Annotated in this window: 12 protein-coding genes and 1 pseudogene; 8 read left to right on the forward strand and 5 right to left on the reverse strand. The window is 35.6% G+C overall.

Annotated elements, in window-relative coordinates:
- The coding region (locus tag AC1DJR_RS15210; protein WP_477002938.1) for a DUF1385 domain-containing protein at positions 1–147 on the forward strand (147 nt) is incomplete at its 5' end.
- A gap of 79 nt (positions 148–226) precedes the next feature.
- On the forward strand, positions 227–628 hold the full coding sequence (locus tag AC1DJR_RS15215) for an SA1362 family protein (RefSeq protein ID WP_002015046.1): 402 nt from the start codon (positions 227–229) through the stop codon (positions 626–628).
- An 80-nt stretch (positions 629–708) separates the two neighbouring features.
- Here AC1DJR_RS15215 and AC1DJR_RS15220 read toward each other — a convergent pair whose 3' ends face one another.
- From AC1DJR_RS15220 to splB, 3 genes and pseudogenes are all read right to left on the reverse strand, one after another.
- Positions 709–1,356 (reverse strand): HAD family hydrolase, encoded by a 648-nt coding sequence (locus tag AC1DJR_RS15220; protein ID WP_002111771.1) that lies wholly within the window; start codon positions 1,354–1,356, stop codon positions 709–711.
- 53 nt (positions 1,357–1,409) lie between these two features.
- The gene (mntR, locus tag AC1DJR_RS15225) at positions 1,410–1,838 is read right to left on the reverse strand and encodes a transcriptional regulator MntR (protein WP_477002936.1); all 429 of its coding nucleotides are present in this window, start codon (positions 1,836–1,838) and stop codon (positions 1,410–1,412) included.
- 133 nt (positions 1,839–1,971) lie between these two features.
- A pseudogene (splB, locus tag AC1DJR_RS15230) lies at positions 1,972–2,952 on the reverse strand (spore photoproduct lyase); the annotation flags it as partial.
- 80 nt (positions 2,953–3,032) lie between these two features.
- On the opposite strand from splB, the gene AC1DJR_RS15235 reads away from it, so the two are divergent.
- The 3 genes from AC1DJR_RS15235 to AC1DJR_RS15245 all read left to right on the forward strand — a co-directional run bounded on the left by AC1DJR_RS15235 (position 3,033) and on the right by AC1DJR_RS15245 (position 5,037).
- Complete coding sequence (locus tag AC1DJR_RS15235; protein WP_002192505.1) at positions 3,033–3,353, forward strand: PadR family transcriptional regulator; 321 nt, start codon at positions 3,033–3,035, stop codon at positions 3,351–3,353.
- A gap of 2 nt (positions 3,354–3,355) precedes the next feature.
- Positions 3,356–4,027 (forward strand): DUF1129 family protein, encoded by a 672-nt coding sequence (locus AC1DJR_RS15240; protein WP_429686888.1) that lies wholly within the window; start codon positions 3,356–3,358, stop codon positions 4,025–4,027.
- A gap of 200 nt (positions 4,028–4,227) precedes the next feature.
- Positions 4,228–5,037 (forward strand): hypothetical protein, encoded by an 810-nt coding sequence (locus tag AC1DJR_RS15245; protein WP_002192502.1) that lies wholly within the window; start codon positions 4,228–4,230, stop codon positions 5,035–5,037.
- A gap of 28 nt (positions 5,038–5,065) precedes the next feature.
- Here AC1DJR_RS15245 and AC1DJR_RS15250 read toward each other — a convergent pair whose 3' ends face one another.
- Complete coding sequence (locus AC1DJR_RS15250; RefSeq protein ID WP_002015039.1) at positions 5,066–5,902, reverse strand: lipoate--protein ligase family protein; 837 nt, start codon at positions 5,900–5,902, stop codon at positions 5,066–5,068.
- A gap of 170 nt (positions 5,903–6,072) precedes the next feature.
- On the opposite strand from AC1DJR_RS15250, the gene AC1DJR_RS15255 reads away from it, so the two are divergent.
- On the forward strand, positions 6,073–6,456 hold the full coding sequence (locus tag AC1DJR_RS15255; protein WP_002015038.1) for a rhodanese-like domain-containing protein: 384 nt from the start codon (positions 6,073–6,075) through the stop codon (positions 6,454–6,456).
- A 37-nt stretch (positions 6,457–6,493) separates the two neighbouring features.
- On the opposite strand, the gene AC1DJR_RS15260 is transcribed toward AC1DJR_RS15255, so the two are convergent.
- Positions 6,494–7,030 carry a DNA polymerase III subunit delta gene (locus AC1DJR_RS15260; protein ID WP_477002939.1) on the reverse strand — a complete coding sequence of 179 codons (537 nt, stop codon included), beginning with the start codon at positions 7,028–7,030 and terminating at the stop codon, positions 6,494–6,496.
- 317 nt (positions 7,031–7,347) lie between these two features.
- On the opposite strand from AC1DJR_RS15260, the gene AC1DJR_RS15265 reads away from it, so the two are divergent.
- Entirely contained in the window at positions 7,348–8,325 is a 978-nt protein-coding gene (locus AC1DJR_RS15265; protein ID WP_429686889.1) for a LacI family DNA-binding transcriptional regulator, read from the forward strand.
- A gap of 98 nt (positions 8,326–8,423) precedes the next feature.
- On the forward strand, positions 8,424–8,625 hold a 202-nt coding region (locus tag AC1DJR_RS15270), incomplete at its 3' end, for a TetR/AcrR family transcriptional regulator (RefSeq protein WP_477002937.1).

Consider the following 8,625-nt stretch of genomic DNA (forward strand, 5'->3'; position numbering starts at 1 on the left):
CGATTACGAGATGTCCCTGTTTTACGAGTACTTGGATATCCAGGATTATGGCTGCAACTATTAACAACGAAAGAACCAACAGATGATCAAGCGGAAGTTGCAATCGCATCGTTTGAAGAATTATTACGTTTAGAAAACAAACAATAATTATTTAAAAATGGTGTTCAACTCCTTTCCTCATCGTTAATATACTAATTTTAATATATGTTTTTAGGAGGTGTCCCTTATGAACGGTCGTTCGTTTACATTCGCTATATTTGTGCTTATTATCGGATTGGCAATATTCGGCCTTGTTTCATCTGTTATTACAAATCCAATGGAAGTATTGAAAAACATTGGTATCATGTTAGCTGTCGTCGGTATCTTTTACTTACTCTACAAAATGTTTACAAACTCTAGTGGTTCTGCAAATTCGCAAAGCTCATATAAGCGTGCAGCGAAACAATCGAACCGCAAACACGGGAAACAAAATGTAGCACCCCTAAGCAATTCTTTCTTGAAACGAAATGCTTCTGATGACAAGGGGAAAAAGGGTAATTCTCCATCGTTGAAAAGAAAAAGAAAACAATCTCATTTAACTGTCATTGAAGGTAAAAAAAACAAAAAGAAAGACCGTGCTTCCTTTTAGGAAATACGGTCTTTTTTTATCCCGGTTGGTGCGGGGCTAGTAATCAGTGGAAGATGCGAAAAACCCTACTGATTAAAGTTTCACTTTATATGTTGAAGCACTTCTTTCAAACTTTTCTCTTTCATACTTTCGATACGAAGGTGATGGTTTTCAAATTGCAAATTTCTTGTCACATCATTAGGTACGACGACACACTTTAATCCTGCTGCCACCGCTGCTTTCAATCCATTTAATGAATCTTCAAAYACAACAGCTTCTGATGGTTCAATTCCTAATTCTTCTATCGTAACTTTATAAAGAGCTGGATCTGGTTTTACCTTCTCTACATCTTCTCGCGTTTTAATCACTTCAAAATAATCTCTAATTTGTAGCTCTTCTAAAAAACGAACGACCCACTCCCTAGATGAACTAGAGGCCAATGCGATTTTCAATCCAAGTTCTTTCGCTTCTTCTAAATATTCTTTTACCCCGTCACGCGCTTTTGGTATTTTCATTTTCTCTTTATGTAAAGTTGTTACTTTTCCCTTTAATGCATGCTCGTTAAATTTTTCTTTTAATTGCTCTTTTAAATATGCATAAAGCACTTCATCTGTCGTTCCAATACATTTTGCAAATTCCTCTAAAGGTAACTCRCCGCCGTATTCACGAACAGCATCTCTGAAAGAGTGAAACCATATTGTTTCTGTGTCCACAATTAATCCATCAAAATCAAAAATAATTGCTTTCATTATTCTCCCGTCCTTTTCGATTGAAATAAAAAAGGAAACGCCACACGTTCCCCTTAATTACTTTTCTCTTCATTTGCTTTTTGAACACCACGAAGTGTTTTTACTCGAACTTCATCTTGTTCAAAGTATTGTACTAAATCACCGATACGGTCAATTGATTCCCAACTTAAATGATGTTCAATTCCTTCTACATCATTATAAATTTTGCTTTCATCCACACCGATAATGYGCATAAACTGTTCTAACAATTCATGACGATATACGAGACGTTCTCCGATTTTTTTACCTTTTGATGTTAATACAAGCCCTCTATATTTTTCATAAATTAGATATTCGTCTTTGTCTAATTTTTGTACCATTTTTGTTACAGAGGATGGATGTACACTAAGCGCTTCAGCAATATCAGATACACGGGCATAACCCTTTTCATCAATCAACAAATAAATTTGTTCAATATAATCTTCCATACTAGGGGTAGGCATCGGTTTCCTCCATCCAATTTCATTTTGCTTATTCCGTACGAAGCAATCAATAAAATGATACACCAGAAAGAATAACGTGACAAGGTGGAAACGAGCCTAAATATATAAAACAAAAAAAGAATCCAGATTCCCCTTATGTAAAATATTGAATTTCTGCATCGGGAAAATACTCATATATATATCCTCGTATTGTTTCTTCTAATACTTCCACATCATCCTTTTGATATACATATTTCCCAATACCGTATCGTCCCCATTTATATTTCCGCTTCTCTTCATCCATTTCAAGTTTCGTATTCGGATAACGTTCTTGAATGACTTTTTTGGCTGGTTTCGTAAAACGATGTTGAATTAATTCGAACGTTAAATTTGGTATCGTCATGTCTTTTAACGCATTGTACAATCGTTCAAACAATTCACGGTACCCTTCTTCCCACCCTTCATGCATATAGATTGGCGCAACAATAAAGCCAAGAGGATAATTAGCCCCCGCTACTTTACGAGCAGCCTCAATTCGCTCTTCAAATGGCGATGTCCCTGGTTCAAAGTTTTTAATAACATAACGTGAATTAATACTAAATCGAAAACGCGTTTTCCCATTATGCTTTGCATCTAATAAATGATCAACATGCGAATATTTGGTAACGAAGCGTAAACGTCCATGTTCACTTTCTCCGATAAACTCTATCGCCCGCTTTAATGCATGTGTCAAATGATCAATTCCAACGATGTCTGATGTACACGCCGCTTCAAATCTTGTTATTTCAGGGGCCCTTTCATCCATATATTGCTTTGCCTTCTCAAAGATTTCATCTAGATTCACATACACCCTTACGTAAGGTTTACTCCCAAGTGTCGTTTGCAAATAGCAATAATGACAATGTCCCATACACCCTGTTGCAAGTGGAATTGCATATTCAGCTGAAGGTTTTGATGTATCGAACTTTAACGTCTTCCTCACCCCAACGACAAGTGTTGCTTTTGCATTACGATACTTTTGCAATTCATTTTCCCCTGGAAAATTTCTAATTTGATTGTGTGATGTCGTTTCACGGATTTCTAATCCCATCTTCGTAAACTTCTCATAAAGCTCTTTTCCAAGCGGATATTCGAGTGTTGCAAGTTACTGACTGTTATAATTTGGATAACAGCTACCTTGCAAGGCAAGTTACCTGGATAAAAGGTGGTGAAATCATGCACAGCCAAATGTTAAAAGGTGTACTAGAAGGTTGCATTCTATATATCATTTCACAAGAAGAAGTGTACGGATATGAACTAAGTACAAAATTAAATAAACACGGCTTTACATTCGTAAGTGAAGGAAGCATCTATCCTTTATTGTTACGCATGCAAAAAGAGAAACTTATTGAAGGTACATTAAAGGCTTCCTCTCTTGGACCGAAGCGAAAATATTATCACGTAACTGATAAGGGATTAGAACAACTTGAAGAATTTAAAAAAAGTTGGGGAATGGTTTCAACGACGGTAAACAACTTATTACAAGGGGAGCGATAGGGATGAAAGCGAAAGACATGGTTGAATTGAACAATAAAAAACGCGAACTTCTAACACCTGAAAACGAAGCTGCTTACGGTGATATGCTAGTATATCTCCGATTATCTAACGTACCCGAACAAAAATTAGAAGAACTTTTATTAGAAATATTAGATCATCTCATCGAAGCACAAGCAGAAAATAAAAATGCTTATGATATTTTCGGAAATGATTTACGATCTTACTGCGATGAACTTATATCAGCTTTACCAACCCAAACAAAGCTAGAACAAACTTCTTTAATCGGTTTTGTTATTAGCTTACTTCTTGCTATACAGTTTGGAATAGATGCACTTGTTTCGACTTTCATTTTGATCTTCGGGAAGAATATCGAACAATTAAGCCCAGCTTTTAGCATCCCTGGAACCACTTTGTTCGTTTCACTTATTATACTAGGTATACTTTTCATTTTATATTTATTAAAGCGCTATTCCTTTAATCAAAAGATGAATTGGAAAAGAAGGATTCTATTTGGATTTGCATTTGCTACTCCATTTTGTTCAGCTGTATTTTTAAATGTCTATTTTAAAAAACAACCTTATCTCATTTATCATCTAACCTTTTGGCAAAACGCCTTAATCGCTATCCTATTTTTTATTTTATATAAATTACTATACAAAAAACCAAATTTTTAACAGCCCTTCAAACGGCTGTTTTTCTTCTGTATAATTTTACAAATTGAAAAATTTCATAAAGAAAATAAGAAAAATGCAAAATAATTAAAGTTAATTGTTGACGTGATGCTTTTATTATCGGTATCATAAATCTTCGTGAGCAATTATTTTTCGTTATACGATTTTTTTATTATTACTGAATTTTTGAGAGGAGAAATTTGATGTCAGTTAAGAAGAAAACGCAAGTACGCACCGGCAAAATGGTACGTGAACTAATGTTAGCAGACGAAGATGTAAATGCTTCGCTAATTATGGTATATAGTGAAAACGGTGTAAACGCAGAAATTAAAATCGAGGGCTTAACGCCGAAATGTAACGAAGAATTATTTTTGAGCGGAAACGTGGATTGGAACAAGAGTGTTATTTATAAAATTGTTGATTTCACTGGGAACGCTGAGGTTGGTAAAGTTACATTAACAGCGATGAACAAAAACAATGTTTCTCTAGAAGTTGAACGCGTTATGTGGAGCAAAGAAAATAAAGAAGCTGCTGAGCAAGAAGAAACAGTTGTAGAAGCTCCAAAAGCAGTTACACCTGCTCCAAAGCCTATTACGCGAGTAGAAACACCTGCTGCACCTAAACCTACTCCGGTACCAACGCCGAAGTCAGTAAGTGTTGAAGCAGCTATAGAACTATCTACTCCAGCACCTGTGAAAAAAGCAGTACCTACTCCAGTTACAAAGCAAGAGACAGCACCGGTTACTCCTATAAAACCGAAGCAACCTGCTTTGACTGAAACAAATACAAAACTACAAGAAAATTATGTTAAACTTGTGAAAAAGACAATTGAAGTTTGTCAAGATTACGAGCTTGGCATCGACATAGATGATTCTATTGAAGGATTAAAAAAAGAACTACAAAGCCAAGGTATTAGCGTTACATTCGACAAAGAAATTATGGACGTTGTAAATCGCCTTCGTTCTTTACAAGATAAAGGAATCAAAGTAGAAAAAGTACTTAATTTACTATAAAAATAAGGAGATGGCGGTCGCCATCTCCTTATTTTTTATAATTCCATTCATTACTTTCATACTTCTCTTTTGCTAAAGTTTGAACTTCATGAAGCTGTTCCTCTGTTAGTTCATACGGCACAAGCTCTATATCTAAACCTTTTTCAAATCCAGTTTCAAACGCTTTAATTAACTGTTCAATCGTAAATGTGCGGTCTGTTAATTCATTAATCGCTACCGCTTTAGAAGAAAACATGTTTTTCATACGCTCTTTTACTCGCTCATTTGGGAATAAAAATAGGTCGTATAACTCATCTAAATCTATTTCTAACGGAATAGAACCGTGTTGCAAGATAACACCTTTTTGACGTGTTTGGGCACTACCCGCGATTTTTCTTCCTTCAACTACAATCTCATACCAAGATGGTGCATCAAAACATACTCCTGAACGCGGATTTTTTAAATTCTCACGATCCGCTTCTGTTTTCGGAACTGCATAATACGCTTCTAATCCTAATGCCTTAAAACCGTCCAATAAGCCTTGCGAAATAATTCGGTATGCTTCTGTAACTGTTTTTGGCATATTCGGATGATCTTCAGACACAATAACACTGTACGTTAATTCTTTGTCATGTAGTACACCCCTGCCGCCTGTTTGACGACGAACGAATCCATATTTCTTTTCGTTAACTACATCCATATTTATATCTTTTTCAACACGCTGGAAATACCCGACTGTTAATGTTGGTACTTCCCATTCATAAAAACGAATTGTTGGTGACATTTTCTTTGCACTTTGCCAATTTAATAAACATTCATCTAACGCCATATTAAATGCTGGTGAACATTGACCAGAGTTAATATAACACCATTTTTCTTTTCCCATCCTGCACCTCATATAACCAATTATTTTTCACATTCTCTAGTCTACCAAATTCGACAAAATTTGTGAAAGAATACGAAATTTCTTCTTATATACAAATGAATCTGTTGCATAAATACATATGGGCATTATAATATTGAAAGTAGGATAAGAAAAAAGGGAGCGATAGAATCGTGTCAACAAACTTGATTATTATACTAGCCGCAATTGCAGCATTCATCGGCTACACTGTATGGATGTATTTCTATCAGAAAAAATTAATTAAAACACTTTCAGAAGATGAATTTCGCGCTGGCTACCGTAAAGCACAGCTTATCGATATTCGCGAAGCGGATGAATTTAACGCGGGACATATTTTAGGTGCGCGTAACATTCCATTATCACAAATTCGCCTTCGCCACAAAGAACTTCGCCAAGATCAACCGGTTTATTTATATTGCCAAAGCGGATTCCGTACAGGTCGTGCAGCTCAATACTTAAAAAAACAAGGCTACACAGATTTCTACCAATTAAAAGGTGGATTTAAATCTTGGTCAGGAAAAATTAAAAAGAAATAATATACAAAAAACTAGCTGCACGATACAGCTAGTTTTTTCATTCCATATTGTTCGCAATGTACAGCAGATTTTGTTTAATCACATCTTCATCTTTCTCATCTACATTACGATATAATAGCTGATATTCAATCCCCTTCTCTTTCCATATAAGCGTAGCAAATTCGTCCCCTCTCTCGTAATCATCCTTATTTTTAAAATAAGCAGGTGCTCCATTATTCAATTTCATTTGTTCTTGAAATCGATTCTCTTCTACGAGGTATGGAAAACTGTAAGAAAAGTTGGCCACTGTTAATTCTATATAATCGTGCCTTCCTTTCTCTTGTTGCTTATATTTAATCGTTAAGACAGCATTCTTCTTCCCCATCGTTCTTACCTCTCCCTTCACATCACTCGTAATGTCATAAGGTAAAAACGTTGGAACTTTAAACTTTKCCGGAAAATATTTTGGAAGTTCCTTTAGGGGAATCGGATCAGTAACACGGTCCTTAGCCCCTCCTGTTGTTCCTACAAATGTTTTTTCTTCTTGCATCGTTTGCTGAAATGAACATGAGCTAAGTATTACACTAGAAAACACGAAACAAATGATTCCTTTTTTCAATTTGTTTCCGCCCTTTCATACCGCTCTCTTAACGAGCGAAGCGTTTATACTCTCTTCTATTCGCTTCGTTATCAAACGCCTCCTCCGAAAACTTTCCACGTTATTCTCACACATTCTGACAAAAATTCTTTGCAGACATACAAAAAAGACCCTACTATTCTTACGCCCAAATAAAAAGGTTACGCGAACAACAGAAGTCATGCTTATAACATAGATTGTGAAAAGCTTTTCAGGTCAAGATTTTTTTCATTCTTATTATTTTCCCCTTATAATTAAGKAAAGAGGTGATACATATGGCCAATATAAAACAAATTGCAAAAACTGCTGGTGTATCTATATCAACTGTTTCTCGTGTYCTTAATAATCATCCTTACGTAAAAGARGAAAARCGTAAGCGTGTTTTAGATGCAGTTGAAGAATTGAACTATGCAAAAAATATAAATGCTATCCATTTAATAAAGGGTAAAACATATACAATTGGCGTTATGCTACCTTTTATTAATCTTCCGTACTTTAGCACGATCATTGAAGGAATCGGAAACGAAGCGTTAGCAGCTGGATATCATATTAATTTATGCCAAACGAATTACGATAGTATTGAAGAAATTCGCGTTCTTGAAATGATGAAAATGAAACAATTTGACGGGATGATTATTTGCTCTCGCACGAGTTCATGGGAACAAATTGAACCGTTCGCAAAATTTGCCCCTATTATTTCATGTGAAAAAATGAACCATCCCCTCATTTCATCTGTCTATGTAGATCATTACGAAGGATTCCGCCTTGGTACTTCCTATTTACTCAGTAAAGGTCATGAAAAAATCGGCATTTGTTTAGCAAGAAAAACAAGTGCTAATTCAATCGAGCGTGAAAAAGCTTTCGCCGATACTCTTCGTCACGAAGGAAAAACAGTATACCCTGATTGGATTTTCCATCAATGTTATACGATGCAGGATGGGGCAAAAATACTTCATCGTATTTTAAACATGAAAAATCGTCCAACCGCTATTTTCACAGCGAACGATCAAGTAGCTGCTGGTTTATTAACAGAGGCAAAAAAACATGGCATTCGCATACCTGAAGACCTCGCTATCCTGGGATTTGATAACCATGAAATTTCAAAAGCATTAGAAATTACAACTATTGAGCATCCCGGGCTCACAATGGGATCACGTGCTTTTTCTTTATTTCATAAACAGATACAAAACGAACACATTATTGGAAACTCAGAAGAACTTTCATTCCATTTAATTGAGCGAAAAACAGTCTAGAAAAGAGTGCCCACCATAGCACTCTTTTTTCAGTTCTTCACCTATTGACTTTATATTTTTTATCTCATATAATGAACCTAACGAACGGTAGGTAGGGGATGAAAATGACAGCAAACCGCATTAAAGCTGTAGCACTTTCTCATTTCGCACGCTACGGCTACGAAGGAACTTCATTAGCAAATATTGCTCAAGAAGTTGGGATTAAAAAACCATCGATTTACGCACACTTTAAAGGAAAAGAAGAGCTATATTTTACATGCTTGGAATCCGCTCTTCAAAAAGATTTACAAAGCTTCACAG

This window comes from Bacillus sp. 05T31 (assembly GCF_056396725.1).

Bases quoted from the DNA above. Each gene is read 5' to 3' on its own strand.
- AC1DJR_RS15245 (WP_002192502.1), top strand. From the start codon at position 4,228: ATGTCAGTTAAGAAGAAAACGCAAGTACGCACCGGCAAAATGGTACGT.
- AC1DJR_RS15235 (WP_002192505.1), top strand. From the start codon at position 3,033: ATGCACAGCCAAATGTTAAAAGGTGTACTAGAAGGTTGCATTCTATAT.
- AC1DJR_RS15250 (WP_002015039.1), bottom strand. From the start codon at position 5,902: ATGGGAAAAGAAAAATGGTGTTATATTAACTCTGGTCAATGTTCACCA.
- AC1DJR_RS15240 (WP_429686888.1), top strand. From the start codon at position 3,356: ATGAAAGCGAAAGACATGGTTGAATTGAACAATAAAAAACGCGAACTT.
- AC1DJR_RS15215 (WP_002015046.1), top strand. From the start codon at position 227: ATGAACGGTCGTTCGTTTACATTCGCTATATTTGTGCTTATTATCGGA.